Annotated in this window: 26 protein-coding genes; 8 read left to right on the top strand and 18 right to left on the bottom strand. The window is 35.3% G+C overall.

Annotated features, from left to right (window positions below; genetic code table 11):
- Positions 1 to 3: 3 nt before the first annotated feature.
- A complete protein-coding gene (locus tag AC1DCY_RS16030; RefSeq protein WP_477351686.1) occupies positions 4 to 1,983 on the top strand; it encodes a hydantoinase B/oxoprolinase family protein in 1,980 nt (659 codons plus the stop codon).
- A 558-nt stretch (positions 1,984 to 2,541) separates the two neighbouring features.
- Here the strand turns inward: AC1DCY_RS16030 and AC1DCY_RS16025 are convergent.
- From AC1DCY_RS16025 to AC1DCY_RS15995, 7 genes are all read right to left on the bottom strand, one after another.
- Positions 2,542 to 3,183: a response regulator transcription factor gene (locus AC1DCY_RS16025; RefSeq protein WP_477351684.1), complete on the bottom strand. Its 642-nt coding sequence runs from the start codon at positions 3,181 to 3,183 to the stop codon at positions 2,542 to 2,544.
- Between the two features lie 335 nt (positions 3,184 to 3,518).
- Positions 3,519 to 4,640: an N-methyl-L-tryptophan oxidase gene (solA, locus tag AC1DCY_RS16020; protein ID WP_477351682.1), complete on the bottom strand. Its 1,122-nt coding sequence runs from the start codon at positions 4,638 to 4,640 to the stop codon at positions 3,519 to 3,521.
- Positions 4,641 to 4,967: 327 nt separating this feature from the next.
- Complete coding sequence (locus AC1DCY_RS16015; protein WP_477351680.1) at positions 4,968 to 6,320, bottom strand: uracil-xanthine permease family protein; 1,353 nt, start codon at positions 6,318 to 6,320, stop codon at positions 4,968 to 4,970.
- Positions 6,321 to 6,360: 40 nt separating this feature from the next.
- On the bottom strand, positions 6,361 to 7,728 hold the full coding sequence (gene guaD / locus AC1DCY_RS16010) for a guanine deaminase (protein WP_477351678.1): 1,368 nt from the start codon (positions 7,726 to 7,728) through the stop codon (positions 6,361 to 6,363).
- Between the two features lie 729 nt (positions 7,729 to 8,457).
- Positions 8,458 to 8,997 carry a PadR family transcriptional regulator gene (locus AC1DCY_RS16005; protein ID WP_477351676.1) on the bottom strand — a complete coding sequence of 180 codons (540 nt, stop codon included), beginning with the start codon at positions 8,995 to 8,997 and terminating at the stop codon, positions 8,458 to 8,460.
- A gap of 46 nt (positions 8,998 to 9,043) precedes the next feature.
- Positions 9,044 to 10,237: a YhgE/Pip domain-containing protein gene (locus tag AC1DCY_RS16000; protein ID WP_477351675.1), complete on the bottom strand. Its 1,194-nt coding sequence runs from the start codon at positions 10,235 to 10,237 to the stop codon at positions 9,044 to 9,046.
- Between the two features lie 425 nt (positions 10,238 to 10,662).
- Positions 10,663 to 11,553 carry a LysR family transcriptional regulator gene (locus tag AC1DCY_RS15995; RefSeq protein WP_477351674.1) on the bottom strand — a complete coding sequence of 297 codons (891 nt, stop codon included), beginning with the start codon at positions 11,551 to 11,553 and terminating at the stop codon, positions 10,663 to 10,665.
- A 117-nt stretch (positions 11,554 to 11,670) separates the two neighbouring features.
- Between AC1DCY_RS15995 and AC1DCY_RS15990 the strand changes: the two genes are divergently transcribed.
- Together AC1DCY_RS15990 and AC1DCY_RS15985 are read left to right on the top strand one after the other, a co-directional pair.
- Positions 11,671 to 12,873 carry a YbfB/YjiJ family MFS transporter gene (locus tag AC1DCY_RS15990; protein WP_477351734.1) on the top strand — a complete coding sequence of 401 codons (1,203 nt, stop codon included), beginning with the start codon at positions 11,671 to 11,673 and terminating at the stop codon, positions 12,871 to 12,873.
- Positions 12,874 to 13,088: 215 nt separating this feature from the next.
- Complete coding sequence (locus tag AC1DCY_RS15985; protein WP_477351673.1) at positions 13,089 to 13,610, top strand: DUF6886 family protein; 522 nt, start codon at positions 13,089 to 13,091, stop codon at positions 13,608 to 13,610.
- 50 nt (positions 13,611 to 13,660) lie between these two features.
- Here the strand turns inward: AC1DCY_RS15985 and AC1DCY_RS15980 are convergent, their stop codons facing one another.
- A complete protein-coding gene (locus AC1DCY_RS15980; RefSeq protein WP_477351672.1) occupies positions 13,661 to 14,140 on the bottom strand; it encodes an NUDIX hydrolase in 480 nt (159 codons plus the stop codon).
- 229 nt (positions 14,141 to 14,369) lie between these two features.
- On the opposite strand from AC1DCY_RS15980, the gene AC1DCY_RS15975 reads away from it, so the two are divergent.
- Complete coding sequence (locus tag AC1DCY_RS15975; RefSeq protein WP_477351670.1) at positions 14,370 to 14,828, top strand: 2-thiouracil desulfurase family protein; 459 nt, start codon at positions 14,370 to 14,372, stop codon at positions 14,826 to 14,828.
- Between the two features lie 156 nt (positions 14,829 to 14,984).
- Here the strand turns inward: AC1DCY_RS15975 and AC1DCY_RS15970 are convergent, their stop codons facing one another.
- From AC1DCY_RS15970 to AC1DCY_RS15950, 5 genes are all read right to left on the bottom strand, one after another.
- Positions 14,985 to 15,386, bottom strand: a complete 402-nt coding sequence (locus AC1DCY_RS15970; RefSeq protein ID WP_477351669.1) for a hypothetical protein — start codon at positions 15,384 to 15,386, stop codon at positions 14,985 to 14,987.
- Positions 15,379 to 16,185: a hypothetical protein gene (locus tag AC1DCY_RS15965; protein ID WP_477351668.1), complete on the bottom strand. Its 807-nt coding sequence runs from the start codon at positions 16,183 to 16,185 to the stop codon at positions 15,379 to 15,381. Before AC1DCY_RS15965 ends, AC1DCY_RS15970 begins: the two co-directional genes overlap by 8 nt.
- 459 nt (positions 16,186 to 16,644) lie before the next feature.
- Positions 16,645 to 17,163 carry a DinB family protein gene (locus AC1DCY_RS15960; protein ID WP_477351667.1) on the bottom strand — a complete coding sequence of 173 codons (519 nt, stop codon included), beginning with the start codon at positions 17,161 to 17,163 and terminating at the stop codon, positions 16,645 to 16,647.
- Positions 17,164 to 17,297: 134 nt separating this feature from the next.
- Positions 17,298 to 18,005: an ABC transporter permease gene (locus tag AC1DCY_RS15955; RefSeq protein ID WP_477351666.1), complete on the bottom strand. Its 708-nt coding sequence runs from the start codon at positions 18,003 to 18,005 to the stop codon at positions 17,298 to 17,300.
- A 17-nt stretch (positions 18,006 to 18,022) separates the two neighbouring features.
- Entirely contained in the window at positions 18,023 to 18,901 is an 879-nt protein-coding gene (locus tag AC1DCY_RS15950; protein WP_477351665.1) for an ABC transporter ATP-binding protein, read from the bottom strand.
- A 564-nt stretch (positions 18,902 to 19,465) separates the two neighbouring features.
- Here AC1DCY_RS15950 and AC1DCY_RS15945 point away from each other — a divergent pair.
- Positions 19,466 to 19,618: a hypothetical protein gene (locus AC1DCY_RS15945; protein ID WP_477351663.1), complete on the top strand. Its 153-nt coding sequence runs from the start codon at positions 19,466 to 19,468 to the stop codon at positions 19,616 to 19,618.
- A gap of 170 nt (positions 19,619 to 19,788) precedes the next feature.
- On the opposite strand, the gene AC1DCY_RS15940 is transcribed toward AC1DCY_RS15945, so the two are convergent.
- Together AC1DCY_RS15940 and AC1DCY_RS15935 are read right to left on the bottom strand one after the other, a co-directional pair.
- Positions 19,789 to 20,805 (bottom strand): ABC transporter permease, encoded by a 1,017-nt coding sequence (locus AC1DCY_RS15940; protein ID WP_477351662.1) that lies wholly within the window; start codon positions 20,803 to 20,805, stop codon positions 19,789 to 19,791.
- On the bottom strand, positions 20,802 to 21,530 hold the full coding sequence (locus AC1DCY_RS15935) for an ABC transporter ATP-binding protein (protein ID WP_477351661.1): 729 nt from the start codon (positions 21,528 to 21,530) through the stop codon (positions 20,802 to 20,804). Before AC1DCY_RS15935 ends, AC1DCY_RS15940 begins: the two co-directional genes overlap by 4 nt.
- A gap of 530 nt (positions 21,531 to 22,060) precedes the next feature.
- Here AC1DCY_RS15935 and AC1DCY_RS15930 point away from each other — a divergent pair.
- Entirely contained in the window at positions 22,061 to 22,660 is a 600-nt protein-coding gene (locus AC1DCY_RS15930) for a TetR/AcrR family transcriptional regulator (RefSeq protein ID WP_477351660.1), read from the top strand.
- A 199-nt stretch (positions 22,661 to 22,859) separates the two neighbouring features.
- Here the strand turns inward: AC1DCY_RS15930 and AC1DCY_RS15925 are convergent, their stop codons facing one another.
- Both AC1DCY_RS15925 and AC1DCY_RS15920 read right to left on the bottom strand, forming a co-directional pair.
- Complete coding sequence (locus AC1DCY_RS15925) at positions 22,860 to 23,234, bottom strand: ATP-binding cassette domain-containing protein (RefSeq protein WP_477351658.1); 375 nt, start codon at positions 23,232 to 23,234, stop codon at positions 22,860 to 22,862.
- Between the two features lie 80 nt (positions 23,235 to 23,314).
- On the bottom strand, positions 23,315 to 24,214 hold the full coding sequence (locus AC1DCY_RS15920; protein ID WP_477351657.1) for a hypothetical protein: 900 nt from the start codon (positions 24,212 to 24,214) through the stop codon (positions 23,315 to 23,317).
- 224 nt (positions 24,215 to 24,438) lie between these two features.
- Here AC1DCY_RS15920 and AC1DCY_RS15915 point away from each other — a divergent pair, with 224 nt between their 5' ends.
- Together AC1DCY_RS15915 and AC1DCY_RS15910 are read left to right on the top strand one after the other, a co-directional pair.
- Complete coding sequence (locus tag AC1DCY_RS15915; RefSeq protein WP_477351656.1) at positions 24,439 to 25,011, top strand: class I SAM-dependent methyltransferase; 573 nt, start codon at positions 24,439 to 24,441, stop codon at positions 25,009 to 25,011.
- Positions 25,011 to 25,604, top strand: coding sequence for a DedA family protein (locus tag AC1DCY_RS15910; protein ID WP_477351654.1), 594 nt, complete (start codon positions 25,011 to 25,013; stop codon positions 25,602 to 25,604). The genes AC1DCY_RS15915 and AC1DCY_RS15910 overlap by 1 nt, the downstream gene beginning before the upstream one ends.
- A gap of 86 nt (positions 25,605 to 25,690) precedes the next feature.
- On the opposite strand, the gene AC1DCY_RS15905 is transcribed toward AC1DCY_RS15910, so the two are convergent.
- A complete protein-coding gene (locus tag AC1DCY_RS15905; RefSeq protein WP_477351653.1) occupies positions 25,691 to 25,891 on the bottom strand; it encodes a hypothetical protein in 201 nt (66 codons plus the stop codon).
- Positions 25,892 to 25,986: the final 95 nt, after the last annotated feature.

The raw sequence follows: 25,986 nt of genomic DNA, 5'->3' as shown, positions 1-25,986 counted from the left end.
GCTTTGAGTACAACGAAATTGGAGACAAATCAAAAGGTCCAAAATCTAGACCCAGTAACATTTGAAGTGTTAAAAAACGGCTTTGTGAATTTAGTCGATCAAATGGCTGAACAAATGCTGCGTACATGCTATTCGTTTGTTATTTATAATCGAGACTTCAGCTGTGCATTATGCGATGCACAGGGGAATACCGTTATGCAAGGTACGCAAGATATTTCTGTACATGTAGGGACATTGCATTTAACTGCAAAAGCTGTCTTAGAGGATTTCGCTGATGACATTCACCCAGGTGATGTATTTTTAGTAAATGATCCTTATCGTGGGGGAACACATTTCAGTGATGTACGTGTAATTTTACCAGTATTCCATGATGATAAACTAATTGCACTTATGCAAACAAATGGTCACTGGGCAGATGTTGGTGGCTCTAACCCAGGTTCCTTTGATATTACAGCTAAAGAACATTACGGGGAAGGTTTACGTATCCCACCTGTCCGCATTTATAGTAAAGGTCAATATTTAACTGATGTTGTGAAGATTATTGTCATGAATATGCGTATCCCGGAAGAACGTATTGGAGATTTACGGTCTCAAGTAGAAGCTGCGAAAGTAGGAGAGAAACAACTAAAAGAAATGATAGAAAAGTACGGCATTCAAACGGTGCTAGTAGCTTTTGAGGAAGTCCAAAATTATGTAGAACGATTAATGCGAGCGAAAATTAAAGCTTTACCAAAAGGACAATGGGAAACGGTGGACTATATCGATATGGATCCACAATTAGGAGATGGACTTATCCCAATTCGTGTGAAAATGACCATTACGGAGGATGAAATAGCTTATGATTTAAGCGATTCACATCCTTATATTAGCTGTTTTTTAAATGCAGGCTTTGGCTCAGCGCTTTCTGGTACTTATGCAGGAACCAAAACATTTTTCCCAGATATTCCGCTGAACTCAGGATTTTATCGTGTTGTGAAAATATTTCTTCCTGAAAACTCTGTCGTCAACGCACCTAGCCCAGTAGCTGTCTCTGGCTATTGTTCAGGCGCATTTGAAAAAATTATGAATGCCTGCTTTGAATTATGGTCAAATATTATGCCGGAACGCGCTATCGCATGTTCATTTAATTTAGAGTATTTATTAATAGGTGGGTATGATCAACGGAGAGATAGTAGTGAATATTTTATGTGGTATGACTGGATGGCAGGTGGTCATGGCGGACGTATTGACCGTGATGGTGCGAATACTACCTCGCCGGTGTTCGGGGTAGGGTTGAGTGTTCAACCATGCGAAGGGCAAGAGCGTTTGTCACCAGTTGTTACAACGAAACATGAAATCATTATAGATTCAGCTGGTCCAGGTAAATATCGTGGTGGTTGTGGTGTAGAAAAGGGAGGCGTTTTAACGGATGTCAACCAAACAGTGATGTCCTATTGCTGTGATCGTTCTCGCTCCATTACATGGGGGATTATGGGCGGCTTACCTTCCATCGCACAGGGGGCTATTTTAAACCCAAACAAAGAGGATGAACAATTTTTAGGTACGATCTTCTCCAATGTCGAATTGAAGAAAGGGGATTCCTTTACACGGCCTTCAGCAGGAGGAGGTGGTTTAGGTGACCCATTAGCTCGAGATGTAAACGCTGTTTTAGAGGACGTAATTGATGAATATGTTTCGATTGAGCGTGCAAAGCTTGATTATGGCGTAGTTATCAATGAAATTGACCGCGATATGGATGCCTTCGAAATTGATGTGGCTGCAACATTAAAAGAACGCGATTATATTCGCAAAAATCGCCATAGTTGGCTGGAAACAGATCCAATAGAAGTTGAGCAGATGTATAACAACGGTGAAATTAATCAAATGGATGTTGTTCGTAAATATGGTGTCATTATGGATTATGAAACAAATAAAGCATTGCCAATCTCCACAGAGCAATACCGAGAAGCAATGAAGAAACGTTCTTTGGCATATTGGGGATAGACATAACTTTCTAGCGTATTGGATCAAGTATCAACTAACTTTAATCATAAATAAGAGAGTAGTTCACACTACTCTCTCCGCGAAATAAGGGTATATAAATTTTTAATGTCAAGTAATGCATATACTATGAAAAATATTACTACATAACTTAAAAAGTCTAAAGGTAAAGAGTTGTTGTTTAATATTCCGATATTACTTAGAATTTTTTGAATTACCAATGTAAGAAACATAGCTAATCCAATCGCTATAAGCTTACGGAGCAATAGTATCACATCCATTCTAGTTATGGATTTTTTTCTATATGCATGACAAACTTTTGGTACCCCAAACTAATAATTTATTAGCTAACTAAGTAAGAACAAAGTCCGAAATAAAGTGGTGGTATATTTTTTATTAATTAGGCAAATATAAACCAGAATTTTACCAATGACTTATATTCATTCTATCGTGGTATTGTAACTTCATGACCACAATATGACCACAAGATTTTTGACGGTTAGCACTGTATTTTTTCGGTTTTATGAATAGAGAGTCAGTTGACCATTCGATTATTTATTTTTATAACAATCCTATTTTTTTAATTTTTTCAACAGCTTCTTTTCTTGATTGTACTTGTAGTTTTTTGAAAATCTTTGTTAAACGATATTCGACTGTACGTAAACTGACAACTAAATTTTCTGCTATTTCTTTATTTGTTTTTCCAATGGCCACTAATTTAAGCACTGCTAGTTCATTTTTTAGAAGGTCATATTGAATGTATTGATTCATTATTTCCATGTTGTTCTTTTGGCTTTCTACTAGTTTTATTTGTCGTAATAATTTCACTGGAATCATGGCATTTCCATCTAAAGAGGAGCGTATTGCCATAATAAGATTTTCCTTAGAGGCTGTTTTGCTAACAAAGCTAGCAACATTTGATTCTATTAAAATATTGAAAAAAGGTTCAATGTCGTAGCCTGTGTAGATAATTTTAATTGCTTCAGCATTTAATTGTTCCACTTTTTTTACTAATCCTTGATCATTTAAAAAGGGCATGTTTACATCAAATAATAATATTTCAAATGTTTGTTGGGAGAGGGCATTCAAAGTTTCCTCACCAGTTCTTACAACTGTGACAAGGAAATCTACCTCTTGTTCTAATAATAATTTTATACCTTCTCCAACCGCTTCATGATTGTCCACTACTAAAATATTTATCAACTTATTACCCTCCCTTAATTCAAATGGACTATTTTTTATAAAATGTTATTTATAATGCATTATATCCAATTTTGGCCAAGAAAGGGATACAATCCATACATAGATTTAAAGGGGGAGTGTTTTATATACTGAAAACGGATTATTTCAAGGTAATTAAAAGAGAAGGGTGTACAAATTGTAGATAATTGAGAGGGTTATTATGTAATGTAGAAAGATTAAAGTGACTTAGATTTTACAACAGCAGTTTTTTTGCTTCTATAGCTCCGTTTATCTAGTTTTTAAGAAAAAGGAATTTGTCTCACTAACTATTGAGACAAATTCCTTTGATGGTTTTTTTATTTCGTAAAACGACTTAGCTTAAAGAGAGATAAATCCTGTTTACTCTTCCCATTAAGAGTTAAATCAGCTAATACCTCACCAACTGCACTACTAAATTTAAAACCATGTCCTGAGAAGCCCGCTGCAATGATTATATTTTGATGCTCAGGTAAAAAATCAATAATGAAATCTTCATCTGGAGTCATCGAATATTTGCATGTTTTTCCGAATTTCAATGCACCGTGCTGAGGCATAAAACGATTGATGAAATTTTGTAAATCTATTGCATCCTGTTCGTCAAATGGGCGTAGCGATTCGTTTGGATTGATAGTCTCGCCGCCATCATGTCTGCCAAGCTTCAGACCTGCTCCATCAATACTTGGAAAACCATAGTATGCGGAATCAGCAAATTCAAAACAATAGGCCGGGAAAAAATCTTCACGATAAAGCTGCTCATCAGCCTCAAACCATGCAAATGTTTTTCGCGTCGGTGTTACAGGGATGGCGATGTCCATTGTTTGTAGTAACTCAGTTGCCCAAGCACCAGCTGTCACAATTAAATGTTTAGCTTCGAAAATATTATTTGCTGTTTGGACACGGACAGTTTCTCCAGCTTTGATGTTCTGCACTTTTTCATTTGTATGTAAGGTTGCCCCTGCTTCAAGAGCTAATTTTTTATAAGCGCGAATGCAGGCTTCTACACGAAGGACACCAGCAGTAGGCTCAAAGCAAGCAACAAAGTTTTCAGGTAAGGATAATCCAGGCCATTTCTCCATTGCCTCAGCTGCAGTATACTGCTCTATTGCTAAATCATAGAGCTTTCCACTAGTTTTTACATTTTGTATAAAAGTATGGGTCTCTTCACCGACATTTATTACCCCTGTTTGTAAGAATAAAGCTTCATCCGTTAACGTTTCAAGCTCTCTCCATAATTCACCTGCTCTTTTGACAAAAGGTACATAGCTAGCACCTTCACCATACGCAAAGCGAATAATTCGTGTTTCCCCATGATGACTACCTTCTTCGTGAGGAGGATTAAAGGCATCAATCATCAAGACATTTTTTCCTGCTTTTGCTAAATGATAGCCCGCTGCCATCCCCATCGATCCTGCACCAATTACAATCACATCGTAAATCATTTTAATCCCTACTTTTTTACTCTAGTATAACAAAATAAAAGAAGCTTGGACAGAAATTTCAGAAAATATTTAAACTTCTTTCAACGGGTCTCTAAGCACCGTTGAAAGAAGTTTAAGTCTCCGGCGGATGTCACGGAATAGGAAAGGAGTTCACATAGGATGTTAGCCTAAGTTCATCGCATCCATGCGATAACGGCTAACTGACCTGCATCACGCAGGCCTAAGCACAAAGCCAATTCCGGACGCAATTTTGCCCAGGCATAATTGATATAAGAAAATGCACAATTTCCTAATAGAGTAGGAGTATTGTGCATTTTAGTTAAAAAGCTATTTCACACTTGGTAATACTTTGTTTAACAATATGGCTACTATAGCAGCTGTTGCTATTGGAGAGCCGAATAAGTATTGAATTGTTGTTGGTAATGAGTATAAGAAATCTTTAGGAAGTAATGTTAAGGCTAATGTTAAAATCACCGGTACTGAGATTACATACATTTCTTTTTCACCGATGCGTTCATTTTTCATTACTTGTAAACCACTGATGGCAATAATGCCACAAACGATAACGAATACACCACCGATAACTGCTGAAGGAATAGCAGAAATAAGAGCAGCTAGTTTACCAGAGAAGCCGAATAAAATAAACCAAAAACCGGCAGCAATAAAAACACGGCGGCTTGCGATACCTGTAATCGATATCACACCTGCATTTGTTGAATAGCCAGTGACAGGAGTTGAGCCTAGTAATGATGCGATGAAACAACCAATTCCTTCGCCAATCACACCGCGATTAATTTGTTTATCAGTTAATGGTTTATCGATGACGTTACTCACTGCAAACCACGTACCTGTAGTTTCTGCCATTAAGACGATATAAATAATAACCATTGTAATGATGGCTGAAAAATTGAATGTAAAGCCGAAATCTGCAAATGGAATATGAGGCATACTAAACCATTTTGCTTGAGATACTGCTGATAAATCTAAGACACCCATAATATCCGCGGCAATACTACCTGCGATTAAAGCAATGATTACTGAAGTGATACGAAATACGCGACCTTTTTTATGAAAGACTGCACCTAGCATAACGCAAACGATAAGAACGGTAGCTGAAATTAGAGCTAAATAGATGTTTTGGTTAATAGATGCACCTGCCGCATTAAAAATGTTATTACTTAAACCTACAGGCATTAATGAAAGGCCGACCACAAAGATAATTGTCCCTCCGACAATTGGTGGAATGAATGTTTTCACGATTTTATTGAATATACCTGTAAAACCTAAAATAATAACTAAGATGGCGCCGACTAAACTTGCACCTAGCACAGTGCTCCAACCAAGATCTCCACTACCACTTGCTGTATAAATACCTACAATGGCACCGATTGGAACGTATGAAGGACCTTGTGCTATCGGTAACTTCATGCAAAAGTGAGTTTGAATAATCGTTGCAATCCCGGCCGCAATGAAGGTCGATTGAATCAATGCGCTTGATTGGCCTGATTGTAGACCGATTAACATGGCAATTAAGAAAGGTACTACGTAGACATCCATCGCCATGACGTGCTGTAAACCAAGTAGGGTGGATTGACCGAGTGATACCTTTTCATCTGGTAAAACTGTTAACTGCTGAGTTTTTATTTTATCGTTAGCTAATTTGTTATGTTGCGTTTCCACTAAGATGTACACCTCAAAATTGTAAATTTAGAATTTTTATTTATGCTCTAGCGTGAACCATATTTCCTTGTACCCAAATTTCACGGATATTTTCAGGGCGCACAAGATACATAATTTTTTGGAAGATATCCTGTAAATCTTCCTTGCTATCAAAAATAGGAAGTTTTGCAGAAGGTATGTTAGTATCGATGATTTGTACATCCCACGTGTAGTTTTCTTGTAATCGACCAATTGGTAGGCTTAAGCTTTCTCCGCCACCTGCTGTTGCTAAATAAAATGCTTCATTAATCGTAATACGTGAATTTGGGACACCTCGTTTTTCAGCAGGAAGAGATGTATCGACACCGTCTTCTAGCATTCTAGATGACATGACTGCTTGTCTAGCATTATCAAATAGACTAGGTGAGAAACCGCCAGAGATATCTGACCCTAATCCGATATCTACGCCTTTTGCATGGAAGCGGGCAATTGGAATGACGCTATTTGCAAAATAAGCATTAGAAATTGGACAATGACCAATGGCTGTGCCTGTTTCAGCAAATAGCTGGGCATCATCATCATTTAAGAAATTGCAATGTGCCATTACAGATTTATCACCTAATAGACCAAAATCATGTAAGGCAAAGGCATCATTTTTCTTAAATCGTTCCTGTACGTAGCCATGCTCCCAATCGCTTTCACTACAATGTGACTGGATATGTGTATTGTATTTAGCAGCTAATTCTCCTAAACCTTTTAAAGCATCATCTGTACAGCTTGGAATAAATCGTGGTGTTACAACTGGATAAACACCTTGTTTCGTTGATTTGGCTAATTCCTTCACAGCTAAAATAAATTCTTCTGTATCTTTTAGTGCAGTCTGAGTATTTGCATCTCGATAAAAGTCTGGATTTTGTTCAGGATCATCCATCACAACTTTCCCAACTAGACCTCGTTGCCCTTTTTCAGCACAAATTTTCGCTAATAGCAGGCTTGCTTCTTTATGGACAGTTGCAAAATAGAGCGATGTAGTCGTTCCGTTTGCAAGAAGATTACTTACTAAATCTTCATAGACCTCTTGTGCAAACTCTAAATCGGAGAATTTGGATTCGATAGGGAAGGTGTATGTGTTCAGCCAGTCATAAAGTGGAATATCTAATGCAGTTCCAGCTTGTGCCCATTGCGGTGCATGTACATGCAAATCGACAAAGCCTGGTAGGAAATATTGTCCGTCAGTTAATTGATGGAAATTTTCTTGATGCTGATATGTAGTTAGCAGATTTTGATAATCTGGATGCTCAGGAGCAACTGTTTTCTCAATCATCCCGTCAGCATTAATGAAGAATAAATAATCCTTTAAAATTTGTACTTCAGTAGGAGACTTACTTGAAAAAGCTGTTCCTTTGAAAATTAACGTATATTCAGTCATAAAAACCAACTTAATGTTCGTGTATTGATGAATGTATGGATTATTATAGGTCATAAAAACTGTTTCGTCTACAAAAAAGCGAATATTAATAAAGATGTTGCAGGTTTTTTGAATGGATTTCACTATTTTTTTACAGCTTTTACAAGCATTAAGATGAATCACTGCTAAAAGTTAGGAGGATATTTGTAAAACGTATGTCATGCAGTTGATTGGAGTGGGGGACGGATGACTCCTTGGGAATTAGCGATAGAGGAACGAAGGCTAAAACCATCCCTGTGATCAAGCCTCCGGACCAACATCGTGTTGTTGCCGCTGCCGCTTCGCTTTCGCGCAGATAAAACCCTTTTGCCGCTGCCGCTACGCTTTCGCACAGAAAAAACAGGTTGTTGCTGTCGCTACGTTAGCACTACGCTTTTGCGCAAAAAACATCTGTTGGCCTGGAGCGTTATCGAAGCTGTCACTTTTGAAAAAAGATTGATTAAAATTTGCTAGCAACCCTCAGTTTCTTGATTAAATAAAACCTCGTATTTTGAACAAAGTTTGATCAAAATACGAGGTTTTATCTGTTTGTCTCTATTCATTTTTATAATAAAGATTGATTATTTTAGAACGCTAAAGCTCCCCGTGAGTTTAAGTAGACTTTTTCACAAATGATTAGTTCAATATGTAAATAAAAAAACCCAGTTTTCTCAAAATTAATGAAAACTGGGTTTTTAAATTAAAATTTTATTAAATTTCCTCTTGCTTAATCTGTTTAATTAACTCCTCAAGCCAATAAATCTTGTGTTCTACTTTAGTTGAAAAATAACCTACCATAAACTTTACAAATTTCTCGTTATTTTCGTCTATCATAATCTGACTGTCAAATTGTGAAACTTCATTCCAACGATTCGTAGTAGTTTTTAATTTTTTTTCTAATATTTCTGCTACCTTATTACGATCAACATATTTGATGTTTGCTAAAGCTATTACCATTTCAGTAATATCATCGGCATTTTCAAACAATTTATAGATTAATTTAGGCAGTTCTTCACGCCCTTTATCCGTAATCGCAAATACTTGTTTATCAGGTCGATGTTCTTCTTTAATGATTTCAATTGCCTCTATTAGACCTTTTTTTGCTAATGACTCAAAATGGTAGTAAAGTTTGCTTTCTGTTAAACCACTTAGTTCATCCAATGGAATTGGCTCTGAAAGCTGTTTCTTCAATTTATATGGATAATTATTATTCTCCATCAGCTTACTTAATATAAAAATTTGAATAGACATTCTTTCTGCTCCTTAAAGAAGAATTTGTCTTCTTATTATAGCAAAACTAAGATGTAACTTCAGCTACACTTTGTACTTTACCCATTGTTGTTTCTGCTTCCTCAGCTTCTAACGGCACTGGTTTATGGATGAAAGTAACGATAAGAATATTAATTGCCATTGCAATTGCCCCAACCGCAACCATTGACCAGATATATGGACTTGGACTAATGCTTCCAAATAGTTTTGCATAGTATCCCTGTACGGAATAATACATTGGAGAAATATGGCTCATCCACTCATATAGTTTATACATCATTTGACGTGACATTGTAGCACCATTTGCTAATGTTTGAATTAATAGAATCGGTAAGTTTAAAACCATTCCGCCTTCACCAACTAAGAATATTAAAACTGCTGTGAAGTTGAAGCATACCATATAGTTTAGTATTTGTTGTCCTACTATACTGAAGAATAGGCTACCACTTGGCTCATTAATTAAATAGGCTATCCCTGTACCAGCTAGTGAGGATACCACTGCAATCACTAAAGCAGTCAATTGTACATAAGTGAATAAACGTTTTTTACTTGCTTTTTTACGGCTTTCTCTAAAGGCAGATACCAACTGCATCGCCCCAATCATTGCACCAGTATAACCAGCCATTGTTAAGAACATTGGTAGCATATTATTATTCATACCCGCTGGTATTTTGTTGATTGTAATTACGTTTCCTTCATAAGTTGTTTCAATCTTTTTCGCTAATTCAGCAGCTTGATCTTTTGGAACATTAAAATTCATTAACACGCCTTGAGCTGTTTGTTGTGAGAATTGCGTGCTTAACTGATTGTTAATTTCCATAACTACTGATTTCATCGTAGAAGAAACAGTAGTTGCTCCTGCTTCATTAATTGTAAAGTCGATTTTGGATGATGTTTCTCCTTTTTGCATATCCGCAGAGAACGTTTCTGGAATATGTACAACTAACGCTAAATCATTCTTCTCTAAACCTTCTAAGGCTTTTTTATTTGTTATATCTGTTTCAATATTTTTAAACGGTAAATTCTTTTCTAATTGGTTGGCGATCTTTTCCCCATATTCACCTGCATCATCATTGACAATAGCAATTGGCAATTTGTCCACATTTCCTGGAATGGCTGAATATCCAGGTAAAAAGATGCCTAGCATTGCGATAGCATAGAAAATTCCCATAAAAATAGCAGCTATTGCACCTTTTGTTTTTAAGAATTGAGTAAATTTCATATATTTGTATCCTTTCTTCACTAACTATTTGTTTTTGCTTTAAATGAAGTACCTAAATTTAAAATACTTAATTTTAAGTACTTTAATTAAAGTACTTTGTTCAAAGTGCTAATTCAGTTTATGCTATTCTTTTTATAAAGTCAATGAGAATTCATAAACGAAAAAACTCCTTAGAAATTAATCTAAAGAGTTTTTCCCCATTTATTGAGCTAAGCTGCTGCGTTAGTTTAAGTACATTTTTTCACAATTTTTATAATGACATAAATATTTATCCAATAAAAAATCATCTCTCAACTAAGAATTTTCTAGAGGGGAGATGATTTTAATCAATCTTTGACTGCAATTTTGTACAAATGAAAAAACTACACATCAATAATTCGTTATTGTACAAATTTTGTGTAGTTCAAACTTTTGAAAAGAGGCTGTTATGAGATTGAGTCATTGATGATGTTAATAAAAGTATTAAAGGTCGAAGAGGTATTTTGTTCATTTTTTCTTGTGCAAAGATAAATAGGACGCTGGATATCGATGTCTTTTATAAACACTCGTGCCACTTGCTGTCGCTGAATAAAGCTAGAAGCTGCTATGGATGGAGCTAGCATCGTACCATAGCCAGCTGCAATGGCGTGAATGGATTCATTGATGCCGTCCAGTTGTAGCCCTACTCTTGGCGGTGGGATTTTATGAACTTTACATAAAGCGTTTAAATATTCTTTCGTAGAGCTACCATCTTCCCGTGAGACAAATGGCTGCTGCATTAATTCCGCTAATGTCACTTTCTGTTCTGCCAGCGGATGACCATATGGGACGATAAACCAATAATCGAGATTCATGAGAAATTGATAATTAATATCTGGATGATGACCATCCTCTTTTACGATAAAAGCCATATCAGCCTTATAGTGAAGTAATTCTTCAATAACCTGTTGGGAATTAGCAGTTTTTATGTGAATATTAGTTGTCGGATAGGCTTGTTTATACTTTGCGAGCCATTTTGGTAATAAAAAATGCGATGGGACATGGGTAGAAGCAATTTGTAATTCTTCATTACCTGTGTTTTTTAATTGCTCCAGTTTATTTTCAATATCCAATTCTAAATCAAATAATCGCTGGGCCTGTTTAAATAAAAATTCTCCGTTTTGTGTTAAGGTAATTCCTCTACCTTTTGATTCTAAAAGAGTTAAGCCTAGTTCTTTTTCTAAATTTCTCATTTGAATGGTAACGGCAGGTTGGCTAATCATTAGAGCTTGCGCCGCCTTAGAAACACTATTGAGCTCAGCTACTTTTGTGAATAATCTAAGAGCATGTAAATTCATTATGTATCCCACCTCTTATAAAAATTTTTTATCCTTTTATATAAATTATATATTAGATTTATTAATTTTCACTCTGTATCCTTTTAATTACAAAAAGTTTTTAGGGGGTGGGACATGATGAATCGACAGCACATCGGAATTTTATTTGGTGGGGTGCTATTACTTGTAGTGGCTATGGGGATTAGCCGCTTTGCATTCACACCAATTTTGCCGTTTATGCGTCATGATGTCGGGTTTTCGTTTGAAGTTGCAGGATTTTTGGCATCGAGTAATTATATTGGCTATTTCATTGGCGCTTTGTGGGCAGGATTTATCAATCGCCAGAAGAAGAACTTTTTATTGTTAAGTGTTGTTTTGAATGTCCTTTCTGTTGTTCTTATGGGAATCATTGAAATATATAGTGTTTGGCTTGCACTTCGTCTGATTGCGGGCATTACAGGGGGACTTGTTTTTGTATTAACATGTAGTATTATTATGGATTATTTAGCAAAGCATTCACTTACAAAATGGTCAGGCTATTTATTTGGTGGGATCGGATTAGGAATTGCTATTTCAGGTTTATTAGTCCCTGCTATTGAAGCACGTTTTGCTTGGCAAGGTACATGGATAGGCTTAGGAATATTATCTGCTGTTTTTTTAGTGATAACATTTATACTTTGGAGAGGTTTGCATGTACAGGATAGTGTGAAAATCGCTAAATCCTCAGATGCAAAAATGACAAAGGGCTTTATGCCATGGTTGATCGTCGCATATGGCTTTGAGGGGTTAGGCTATATTATCACTGGTACTTTTTTAGTGGATATCATTCATAATATTCCCTCACTGCAAGCATACTCTTCGTATAGCTGGGTCATTGTAGGGGTAGCGGCCATACCATCAGCACCAGTTTGGACAGTGTTATTAGAAAAGTTTTCAGCAATTAAAATTTTGTTTGTGGCATACATATTGCAAGTATTCGGCATCTTGTTACCAGTATTTTCACAAACAGTATGGAGCGTATTATTATCGTCATTTTTATTTGGCTTAACATTTGTAGGAATTGTGACGTTAACGACCTCCTATGCACGACAGCTATTCCCAACACAAAGCGGTTCAGTCGTATCATTGTTAACAACGTTTTATGCATTTGGACAAATTATCGGACCAATCATCGCGAGTCAGCTTGTGGCGGTATATAGTAGCTACAAGGCAGCGCTTGTATTTGCAGGAGTCATTGTATTCTTTGCATTGATTGTCATGGTATGTGGAAGATGGATCACTGTTAAACGACAGGCCACTTTAAATAATGCATTGCCTATCAAAACTCAATCCAGTCCTTAAATTAAAAAAGCCAGAAGTCCGATTAGGGATTTCTGGCTTGTATCTTTACATAAAGATGGCGAGCTTCTATCTACATGATATAAATAATATAAGTCTATATCTTTTTTCGTTAATGAAAAAAGATGAATGTGCACAAGAAACGTAACGTAAGTAACAAGGCGATTAAACTCTGGAATCAATATACGAATTTAATAGAAAATAAGGAGGGGAAACATGTGCGCATCTATCATGTCAGTGAGGAAAGTGATATTACAGTATTCCATCCTCGATTACCGGATCGGCTAGATTTAGATCCAGAAATAGGTCTAGTATGGGCAATCAACGATACATACTTGCCTAATTTTTTAACACCAAGAAATTGTCCACGAGTTTGCTACCATATTGGTGCAGATACAACCGAACTGGATAAACGAGCCTATATAGCATCAGCATCATGTGGACATGTTGTCGTAATTGAAAGCAAGTGGTTTGAGACGATGAAAAATACGAAACTTTACTTATATGAGTTCGACATCCACGAATTCACACTACAGGATCAAAATGCTGGTTATTATACTAGTGAAACACCCCAATATCCTATTGCTAAATTTGAAATAGAAAATTTATTTGAGGAACTATTTAAACGTAATGTTGAATTACGGGTAGTCGATAGGCTGTGGAACATCTATGATGAAATTCAAAAAACAACATTGAATTGGTCGATGTGCAGAATGCGATTTGCGCAACCAAGAAAATAATTAATCAAGCCTCGTAAACGCTACTGTCGTGTTTGCGAGGCTTGTTATATTTAGACAGTAAGTACTAATGGGGTACTCTTAACATCAATCAATTTATTATCTTTATATGTAAATATGTATTCATAGTTGGCTGTTTCATCCAGCATTTTCGGTAAATAATATTTTAAATCTGCTATACCTACATTTTTAGGATGGAAAATCCATGATAGATCTTTCCAATCTAAAATGCCCTCTGCAACTTTAATTGGTGTCACATAATGATAGGATTCTGGCAATTCAGCAATAAAAGCATACATACAGCCAAAGTCGGTCATTCCATCAGTCCATGTTATTTTTCCTTTGTATGTAATATCCTTCAGTACAATGCCCGTTTCTTCCTTAATTTCTCGTAAGGCACCAACCAGTGGAGTTTCATCTTTCTCAATCTTTCCACCTACACCGTTCCAAGCCCCCATCCACTCTGGAAAATCCCTATTTAGCAATAATATTTGGTCACCCTTCTTAAGAAAACAAATTGTAAATTCAACCAAGTCTTGTTCCTCCTTTTTAAACGATGATATGAAAATATAGATAATAAAATAGTAGCACAACCCAGTGAAATAGTTGTCCTACTACTAATAATAAATGGTTTTAAAAAATCAATATTAGATAATAGAGTAGGTCAAGGAAGTAACATAAGCCATGTAAAAACTATTGACAGACTCTTTTAATAAGCTAAAGTTTTACTTATACGATATTGATAATAAACGAGGTGCACATATGATTTTGATAAGTTCTTGCTTAGCAGGATTAAAGGTACGTTATAACGGAACAGATAGTTTAGATGAAAAAATACAAAAACTTGTGTTAGAAAATAAGGCCGTAACTGTATGCCCTGAACTTATGGGAGGTTTTTCGACGCCTCGTGAGCCCGCTGAAATTATTGGTGGAGATGGTGAAGATGTACTTGATGGAAAAGCGAGAGTAGTTGAAAAATCTGGCCGTGATGTCACGGAGCTTTATATAAAGGGCGCATATGCAACATTACAGAAAGCACTCGAACTAGGTGCGACAAAAGTTATTTTAAAAGAGTATAGTCCATCCTGTGGCAGTGCAGTTATTTACAATGGGGATTTTAATGGTACAAAATTAGTTGGCGCAGGCGTAACAACTGCATTGCTAAGAAGAAATAATATTGGGGTCTTTTCTGAAGAAGATTTTTTCTTAGATATCAAATAATTTAACTTCTTTCAGTGGGTGCCAAACATTTTTACCTGCGATACAAAAGACATCCGCTGAAATAGAGGAACTCAGTCTAAGAGCGCCACATCCTGTGGCAATTTTCCTTAATAAAAAAGTTGCTCTTTTTATTGAGCAACTTTTTTAAAAGTTAACTTATTGAAATTCTAGAAAATTTGGTTCCTCAGGATAGTATAGATCCTTACGTAAGCAGACATCCCGATGGGTGAGGGTTTCGCCTTTAAATCGAATCCAAATTTCATCATCTGCCATTACACCATGTGTTTTCCGCACGATACCCCAGCGATTATAGGCTTGCATATCTAGTGAAGCCAATAATTCTTTTGCATTGACCCTAGTAGGGGGGAAGGTTCTCCATTTTAGCCAACGTTCTAGTTCTTCTAAGGTTATATGCCCCTCCATCGTCGGTGAAAATTGCTTGTTAAAATCTTCAATATAGTTAATGACATATGGTGTGCCACCATCAGTCGGTTTTAACTCAACATTTGCAATAATGTCATCCATCCACATTACGTCAAAAGTCATGTAATCAATCAATAGCTTCACTTCTTTCTATGAATAAATGTTTCAAAACTGGATTACGCAACTGTGAAAGTAATACGTTCTTAGCACGTCCAAAATCATACGGTGATTGTTCGATTGACGCTACTAATTTCTCCTTATCAATAAAAGGAGGACCTTCGTAAAGAGCAAGTTGTTTTGTGAAAGATGAATTCAGTGGTTTTGCCTTTACCTTTCGCTTTAAAATCGTTAATGGTTTGCCAGGTGGATAGTCTTTTTCATCAGATAATAGGCTAAGCCCGTTATCGAAAATAGGCGCCAGCTCCCAAGTTTTTTCTTTTGGATCGTATAAAAATAAAATGTTATTTGTATGCCGATCTTCATTTAGAATAAGGGCATCAAAAGCGAATAGTTGTGCAATCTGATCATGTACAACGAGTCCTGTATACTGCTCAACCTGCGCCATTAATTGTTCGAATTTTTCTTTAGTAGAAATTGTTTTGTTATTTGTAATAGGGTCAGTAGAACTGAAATTTGCTTCAAACAAGCGCTCAAGTGTCACTTCCTGTTTTGTACCACGAAAGTCGAGTGAATAGCAGCCTTCAAATTGTTCACCGTCAGTCAACTGAATGTTACATGGCTGATAGACTACATATTTAGAGCAATCAAGAGTTGAGCATTCAAGAATGAGGGAAGCTAATACTTCTGCTCGCCCCTCATAACCTCGTGTATTTTGTTTGACCCACTTATTGCCTATACGCCATTTTGATTGATCGCCTTTACTAGAGGTACTAATAATATGTTCGGCATTGAGAGGAATATGAACTGTTTCCATGTCATCACATCCAGTCTAGTTTGAATTTCTTTTATTATATAGTGTCAACATCATTTAACGCACGAAAAATTGCCCAACCAGTATTGTTGTCGCTTCTTTAAACTTCGGCTTTTTTAGAATAAAAGTGATGGACTATAAGAAAAGGTTGGAGGTTGTATTGAATAAATTAAAAATATTGATTTTGAGCACGAATAAGTACCTCTTTATCCACGAGAATACCTCCTTCATATGATTTTATTTCTTTTAGTGTAAGGGGAAATATTATAAGGTCCTTATTAAATTATTAATAAATTCTTACAACATATTTGTAGATTTGAAAATCATATTTTATCCTGAATTAACAGCCGTAAAAGCAGATTGGTGGAGATCTTATAAACAGTGAGTATAAAATAGCGAAATTTTATATAAAGACAAAAATAAGCTTTGGATATAAAATGATGTCCAAAGCTCTTTCATAAATTATTTTGTCTTTACTTGCTCAATTTTTAATCCGAAAATTTGAGGCGGTTCAATCTTGTTCATTTGCAAATATGTAGAGATTTGTCCACGATGATGGATTTCATGTTCGGGGATTGACATAAGTATTCTCCAAGCACTAACTTCATGACCATGAAGGGTTAAAACCTTTTTTGACAACAAATCGTTGCCAATTTTCAATAGACCCTCTGTTAATTTAACTTGGCTTGACTCTAAATAATTTGAAATGTCCTCAAGAGATGCCCCCTTACTAGTATCATGTCCTGCGTAAGTCCACGTGCTATGTTCAAATATACCAAGAAACATTAAACGGGATGATGCGATATGTCGCAATAAATCACCTAAAGAAAATTTATCTTCAGAGGGCATCCATTCTAAAAGTTCATTAGGTATTGCCTTCGTATATTGTATCGTTCGTTTATGAACACCGTCTAAATATTTTACATATTCCCCTATGTCGTGAATCATTTCTTCACTCTCCAATTTTTTTCTGACTTCCATTACTTATATTCTTAATTTTTTGAAATTATCCTCTTGAGAAATTTACATAATAGGAAAAGTTATTGTAAATGTTGTTCTTACATTTTTAACACCTTGGCTTTTTTAACCATAAGAACTCTCCTTCTTTAAAAAGTTTATTTTCTCTTGCGATTTGATAGGAGGAAAAACAATATGATAACTAATGCTGAGTAGACGAAAATCCAAGCAAATCGCCAATAAAAAATGTTCGGTATTGACGTTATAGAGTCTTCTGAACTCATCGTTTCCAGCGAAAGACGGACAGGGGGAAGCAGCCAAATTAGTCCCTTGATCTGCAGAATTGTCTCTTTTAAAGTAGCGATGACGACAGATACAATTAATATGGCAAGTACACCCCACCAAGTATTTTGCTTGTTTTTAACGAGTTCTCTCGTAAAAATAGCTGAAAGTGCGATAGCTAGTACAGCTAAACTAAAATGAGAGAGAAATCCTAGTAATTGATGTATAAATCTTGGTTTTTCTCCAAAGGCGCCAATTAGAGTGGGGTAGATTACTGATACACAGCTTAAGAATAAACCAATCAATACACAAATTATGAAAATTCCTAAATTATAATGTGTACGGCTTTTAGCATGAAGTGTTGTTATTACTTTTTGTCCTTCGTCTTCTGCGTGAAATAGTGTCACTGTAAACCATCCCATTAGAAAAAAGAGAATAATAGCCGTAAACGAATAGCTACTTAATATTGGATTTGGGGTAAAGGTATAGTTGATAACGAGACATAAAATGAAAATTGAAAAAGGTGGAACATATTTATAGGTCCTTAAATAATTGATAAATTGATAGCGCACTAAACTTGTCATGTCAGCGTCTTTCCTCCTTAAAAATGGGTATAAAATTGTTCCTCCTTCTGATTGATTGGGATTAATTGTTTTATAGAGGCTTTTTTTTGTAGGAGATCCAATAATACTTGATCTGTATCTTCTGTCTTAATAACGGTAATGACCTCATGACAACCATTATTTAAAAGACTTTGATGTTGAATTTCAAGAAAAGGTAATAGGTTGTCCAATAATTTTTCACTTGATATTTCAAAAATTAATTTATTTTTCTTTATAACATTTTTATTGAATGATTCAGCTTGAATGACCTTATTATTTTGAATAACAAGTACTGTATCAACAAGATGTTGCAGTAATTTTGTTTCGTGACATGTTAAAACGATACTTAACCCTTTGTCCTTTAAAATAGAGAGAGTTTCTTCTAAGTCACTTTGGGCCTTAGGATCGAGTCCTGATAACGGTTCATCTAAGATTAATAGATCTGTGTCTTCAAGCATTGCCTGCATAATCATAACCTTTTGCTTCATACCCTTAGAAAAATTAACAATACGAATGTTACGAGCATCCTGTAATTGAAATAATTCTAGTAACTCATTTATTTTTTGCTGTAGTTGTTTTTTTGCCATGCCTCGAATACTGCCCATATGATAAAGATATTCTTCAGGTGTAAACAAAATATGTGAAGGGGTCACTTCTGGCACATAGCCAATTTTTAAAGATTGTCGATGTTTCACGATAGAACCACTGTCAGCATCGACTAATTCCGCAATAATTTTTAGAAGGGTACTCTTACCTGACCCATTCTTTCCTACTAGAGCCAAAATTTGATTAGAGCAAATAGAAAATGTAGCATTCTCTAAAATTTTCTTTCCTCTATACTGTTTAGAAATGTTCTGTAATTCCATAATCGTATACATCTTTACACACCTTTATTTTTAGGCTTTTTATTTTAACCACTAACTGTAAATTTAGTATAGATGAATAGTAGTTCCTTTGCTAATAAAAAATTGGTGTTATTTTCTATTTTTGGGTAGTTTGTGACCTACCAGCATAAAGTGGAGAGTTGATTTCCGTTCCGGCTGGTAGCTTCGCTTTCGTACAGACAAAACCCAGTTGCTGCCGCTACGTTAGCACTACACTTTCACACAATAAATATCCGCTGAGCTGCATGGTCTCGTCTGTGACGCTAATCCCCAAGGGGGCGCCCAGCCTCCACTCCAATCAACTTATAGAATGACTATGTAAAAGGTTCTGCCCAATTTTGAGTAGAACCCCTATGTTTTAACACTAATTAATTAAACTAAAATTTAACTTGAAAATAAAACAAAGGAAAAAGGCGAAAATACCAATAAAGGTATAATATTTATTAGTTGTTTATTTTTAACAAATTATATTTTACTGTGTTACAATTAAGAGCGTAAATACCAGATTATTAAGAGATTGAAATTATTTTATTCTTAATATTGAATGGAGTGAAATCTATGCAACGATTTCTAAATGATTTGTTAGGAGCAATAAAAGATAATTTAAAACTTATTGGTTATTTTTTTCTGGGGGTATTTTCAGTAGGAGCTTTTATGTATGCTGTTACTTTTGTTATAAAATTTATAACTGGAGATTCTTTTTTAAATTAAATAACCCCTAGAAAAAATCTAGGGGTTAAGTATGAAATAATATAATGTCATACATCCGAATTAATTTAGCTCAAAATTAAAAGGCCAAAACGTCGTCATAGTAAACGGTTTAAACGTTAATTCCGCTACTTCTGTATTTAGAGGTAGTTTTTTGTAGCAATACCCTTTGATTATAATGATCGATATTTTTTTAAACTTATAATATTTAATGTAATAAATACAAGAGCGAAGCAAGCAAGAATCGCTAAGTCCACTAGAATTTCACTAAAGGAATATCCCTTATACATAACCCCATTCAACGCGTCAGCGGCATAGTATAGTGGCATAATACGACCAAGATTTTGCAGCCACTCAACCATATTATCAAGTGGGAAAATACCTGAAAAGAAAATTTGCGGTACAATGACAAGCGGAATAAATTGCATCATTTGAAACTCTGATGATGCAAAACTTGATAAAAGAGCTCCTAATGATAATGATACAAGTGCAACGACAATATTGATTAGTAGCACAAGCCAGATGGAGCCAACGTGTACGATATCAAGGACATAAACCCCGAATAGAACAATAATAGTCGTTTGAATAAATGCAAACAATCCATAACCAATCATATAACCAGCAACAATTTCAGAACGTTTAACCGGTGTCGCTAGTAAGCGTTCTAATGTCCCTGAAGTTCGTTCTTTTAACAACGCTATACCTGTAATTAAAAAGACGAAGAAGAAAACAAAGAAGCCTGTAAGCATAGGGCTAAAAATATCAAAAGTAGCGGTATTTTCATCGCCATATACATAATCAGTCGTCAACTTCATCATTGCAGATTGTTCAGGCTGTAAAACTTGAGAAAGCTTCATCTTTAAAGCCTTGGCTGTAGACGGATCATCATTTAATAATGTGAGCTTCAATTGAGTTTGATGAAAAGCTAACCAGCCATCATATTTTTCATCTTTTAAACTGGCAATAGAAAAATCATTATTTTCAATAACATGAAAATCCGCCTCTTCAAGCTTTTCGATTATTGATGCAGGACCATTTGATACGACTAGTGTCATTTCAGGTTCATTACTATTAAAAACAAAATACATTAACGAAAGCACAAGAAGGGGTGCAAAAAATAATAAGGCGAGTGTACGTTTATCGCGGATCATTTGTTGTATAATTCTTGTAACAATTGCGCCGATTCTCATAGTGTTTCACCTCCAGCCTTTAAAAACACTTCATCAAAGTCCTTTGCCTGGTAATGTGCTTTCAAATCATGTGGTGTTCCATGCGCGATAATATGACCATTGCGTAGCATAGCTAACTGGTCACAGCGCTCTGCTTCATCCATGGCATGTGTTGTTACTAAAATGGTTTTATGCTCATCGTTTTTTAAACGAATTAACTCCAGCCAAATTTCTTTTTTCAATACGGGATCAATACCAACAGTTGGCTCATCTAAAATCAACAACTTTGGATTTTGGATAAGAGCAATTGCAAGGGATAATCTTCGTTTCATTCCTCCAGAATAATTCAACACCTTACCATTTAAATCATCCGTTAAATGAACAAGGCTTGCAGCATAATTGACACGCTCCAAACGTTCTTTTTTTGATAAACGATAAAGCTTTGCAAAAAAATGAAGATTCTCTTCACCGGTTAAATCCAAATACAGTGCATCAGATTGTGCCATATAGCCGATATCCGTCAGTAATTGCTTGTGAGGAACTGTATGATTTAACACTTGAATATTGCCATTATCGGGCTTGAGCATTCCCATAATCATTTTAATTAACGTCGTTTTCCCACAACCTGAAGGGCCAAGTAAGCCAATAAGCTGTCCCTTAGGAATTTCTAAGGATAGCGGTGCAATTACTTGTTTTTGGTGAAACTTTTTTTCAATGGAGTTTAATGAAATTGCATTGTTTCCCATATATCCATCTCTCCTTTACTAAACACAGTGTTGATACCTGAAATTTTAAGGCAGTGTTCTGAGAATTACAATAAACAGATAACTAAAAAGTGTTAAGTGATTTTTGTATTTCACATTTTGAGCTAGGTGAAATCAGAATGCCTAGGTCAAAAAGACTTACTAATACCCCAAAATCCATTGTAAATAGTAAAATGTTAACAAAAATTTTATAAATAACCATTTACTAAATTAGGTTGATGAAAAAAATAATGAGGAATACCGATAAATAAGGTAATACTGTAATTACAACACTATTTGACCTTGTTGAGATCATTGAGGTAACCATATAACTCCTTTCAGCAAATGTCTTTTGTACCGAAAGCATAGCGACAGGTAAAGGTGTCCAAACACCAGCTTAAAAGAAGTTAGCCTATTCCATACGCATTGTTTATCTGTGCGAAAGCGAAGCGACAGCAAATATGCCGAGGCATATTTGATCAACATCGCTAAATACTAATCAGAATAAAGTGATAATACAATGGGGGATCTAAATGTCTATTCACGATATTATGAATTTTGAAACTAAACGAGCTATAAAAAATGCATTACTTATACAAATAGAGGAAGTAGGTTTTGAACGAGTAACAGTAAAAAGTCTAGCTATTACTGCAAACATTAATCGAGGAACTTTTTATTTACATTATAAGGATAAATATGAAGTGATGGAGGATTTGCAGCAGGAATTATTAAATGAACTAGAAAGCTATGTAAAAAACGTTCAGCCACTAGAAGCCTTTCACACGATAAAAATAGGCCAACTTTATCAGCCATTTATAGCAGTGTTTGAATATATTAAAGAGCATGCAACAGCCTTTCGAGTTATTTTAGGGGAGCAGGGGAGTCCCGCTTTTAGTAAGAGGATGAAGAAAGTTTTTAGTAATCATATATTGGACAGAATCTCTGTTATGCGGAAAGAAGGGCTTGATCCAGAATTCCAACGATATTTTGAAGCGTTTTTAACTTCCGCGATTTTAGGTGTTATTCAAGAGTGGTTAGACAGTGGAGATGAAGATATAAACGTGGAGGAGTTAGCAATGATTCATTTTCGATTATTGCGTTTCCTTGGTGATTTGGCATCTTTGCAACAATAAGTTTTACAAGAATCTGCTTGCTCCAAGAAAGCAAGCAGATTTTAATATTTATAAATACAAATCTCGCTTAACGAAAATACGAATCGCCAGCATATAGCAAAGCATCCCAATTAAAAACAATGCTCCTAGCATCCAAATAGACGAGTTATTTTGAGTCATTAATTTTTCAGGTGCAAACAATGAGTAAATCGTGAAGTATTTAAGCTTTTTTAAGTCCAGTGGCATTTAATTCAAAGTATTGCATAAGTTCATGAGCTCTTGTTAAATCATTTAGCCCGCGCATTTTGGCGATAAATTTGATAAATTGTTGTCCAGTCATTTTATCGATAAAAGCAATTTCTCCCGGTAAATATCCTACAAATTTTTGAATATCAGCCGTAGATCGGCGACAATCTAAGCCCTTTATGAAACACTGTCCTTCTGTGGGTTGTAAGAAACCCATTAAATGCCGTATTGTAGTAGATTTACCGGCACCATTTGGACCTGAAAATCCAAATACTTCACCTCTTGGACTGTTCTTTATAATGATTATAAGACTATTTTTCAAAAAATAAATAACTATAAAAAAGAACATGAATGGCTTCTTTAAAAAGACCCCTTCATGTTCTCCGCATAGTGATTACAATTTTACATGTAATATCAATTGGAAGATATTTATTCTCCATAATAATTATTCAGTGCTACTTCTAAACGTTCTTCTAAGTGCTTCGAAATATAACTCAACACAAATTGTTCCTTTTCCATCTCAATTTGAGAGGAACGAAAAGTTTTTCTGAAAAAGCCTGCCTTATTTTCCATCGCAAATTGCTGTAATGCTTCTGTCCGTAATGTCGATACAATTTCATTTTCGATATGACGCTCACGCATTTTTTGAACAATATCCTTTACGCTACGCTCTTGCAACTCTGAAATTTGTTTTTGTAGATTTTCATTTTCTTGTTTAAGTTCAGCTGTTTCTTTTTGAATTTCTTCTACTTGAAGATCCGATTCTGAGGATACTAATTGAATTTTTTGTGCGAGAAAATCTTGATTTATCGTTACTTGTAAGGATCCATGTTCTTCGTTTGGAAGAATATTAAAAAGTCCTGTTTGAATCATTTGCTGAAGAACATTTCCTAGAACATCAACTTTATTCGCTAAATCATCAGTACCCATAGTTGTTGCAGTTATTTGATGATTGATGAGTTGACCGTTATCATCAATCCCAAGTAAATGTTTTAAGCCTCTAACGCGGTGTTTATCTTTTAGCAGTAAAATCATGCGAAGTCTTAAAATGGCAGGAAGGTTCAAACGAATATTGGTGTTTGGGCTATTTGAAGCATTATCAAAAATATACTGTTCAAATGGTTTAATGTAATAGCGAAGCATCGCATCCGTTATTTCAAACCAGCTAGCGACTTCTGATGTAGAATAATAATTTGTTTCTACAATATGCGCTAAATAGTCGTCGTTATAAAGTATTTCTTCCAAAGGTGTATTTTTTATTACGACAAACAATGGGTCATGTTGCACAATTCCAAGTACCATTTCTTTTGCATCAGTTAGTTTAAGCATCCTTTCACACCCCACTTTATTTTTCCGTATAACTCTATATAGGTTTCTATTCTACTGGAAGCAATTGTATGACTATTTTGTGTAGGAAAAAATTAATAGAACCGATGACCTGAAAACCTTTTCTGACTCTTAAGAAAAATTTAAGAAATCTCCCCGCAATTCTTTAAGAAATGCTCTTTATAGTAAAAGCATCTAATAATTACTAATGATCGGGGAGAAAATGAATGCAATTTATAACGTTTCTTATTGAATTTATAAAACATCCAAAAACTATAGGTGCAATTTCACCTAGTTCAAAAAAATTAGCAAAAAAAATGGTCGAAACAATTTGTTTTGAAAATGCTCAATGCATTGTTGAACTAGGTCCAGGTACTGGTTCATTTACGAAAGAATTAGTGAAAAGAAAAGAGCGGTCAACAAAGTTAATTCTTATTGAACATAATGAGATTTTTTGTGAAAAGCTACGTGAACAATTTGAACATGAGCCGAGTATAATCGTAATACATGGATCAGCTGAGGATTTATGCGAATATATGTCAGTATTAAATATCGAAAAAATTGACTATGTCGTATCTGGGTTACCTTTTACATCTTTGAATCCTGCCGTTTCCTCACGTATTTTACGAAATGTAAAGGAGTGCTTAGAAGACGGGAAATTTATTACATTCCAATATTCACTTGTTAGGAAATCCTTTATTCAAAAATATTTTGAGGAAATTTCACATAAAAAAGTATGGATTAATTTTCCACCTGCCTATGTGCTGAGCTGCAAACTTGGAAATGTGAGGGCTAATTAATGGGACTACAGGATCTTGTATCATATATCGAGCAATATGGTTATTTTGCTTTATTTTTTAGCTTATGGTTAGGAATCGTAGGTATGCCCCTTCCTGATGAGATGATCGTTATGAGCGGCGGCTTTATGTCTTCATTAGATAAAATGAGTGTGTTGAAAGCTTTTGTAATAACTTATCTTGGTGCAGTTTCAGGACTTTCCTTAGGATTTATCCTTGGTAAAGTGTTTGGCCATAAAATACTTGATAAATTGGTGAAAAAGAAAAAGGCTAAATATTTATTAAAGTCAAAAGAACTAATAGATAGATATGGTCATTTTGCATTAGTTATAAGCTATTTCATACCAATTGTGAGACATATACTTCCATACTTAGTAGGTATGAACAACATGTCATTTAAAAAATACGCTTTGTATTACTACACAGCAGGTTTTGTTTGGACATTAATTTACTTTACACTTGGTTTGTTCTTCGGAAAGCACATTGAAAACATTTCCATACTAGCAACAAAATACGGTATATATTTTGGCGCATTCGTCGGTATTGTGGGATGTTTTTATTATTTTTATAAACGAAAATTAAAGTCGGTAATGTAGAATGTTTTTTTATTTTTATATACGAAAAATAAAAAAATAGTTAAAATTAGGAACGGTAATTATTAATAGGAAATATATTGCAAGAATTAGGTTGATTGGAGAGAAAACTGGGTGATTCCTAGGGGATTAGCAATAGAGGAACGAAGGCTAAAACCATCACGTCCTGTGATAACGCCTTCGTGACCAACATCGTGTTGTTGCTGCTGCCGCTTCGCTTTCGCGCAGATATAACCCTTTTGCTGTCGCTCGCACAGACAAAACACGTTGCTGTCGCTTCGCTTTCGCACAGAAAAAACATCTGTTGGCCCGAGACTCTTGAGCGAAGCGACTCATCGGATGCCCTCAGGAAAGCGCCTAGACGTAACGGAAATCAACATCACGG

This window comes from Lysinibacillus sp. 10T31, assembly GCF_056394365.1.
The sequence above is the reverse complement of the archived record's forward strand: the minus strand, read 5'-3'. Positions and strand labels throughout refer to the sequence as shown.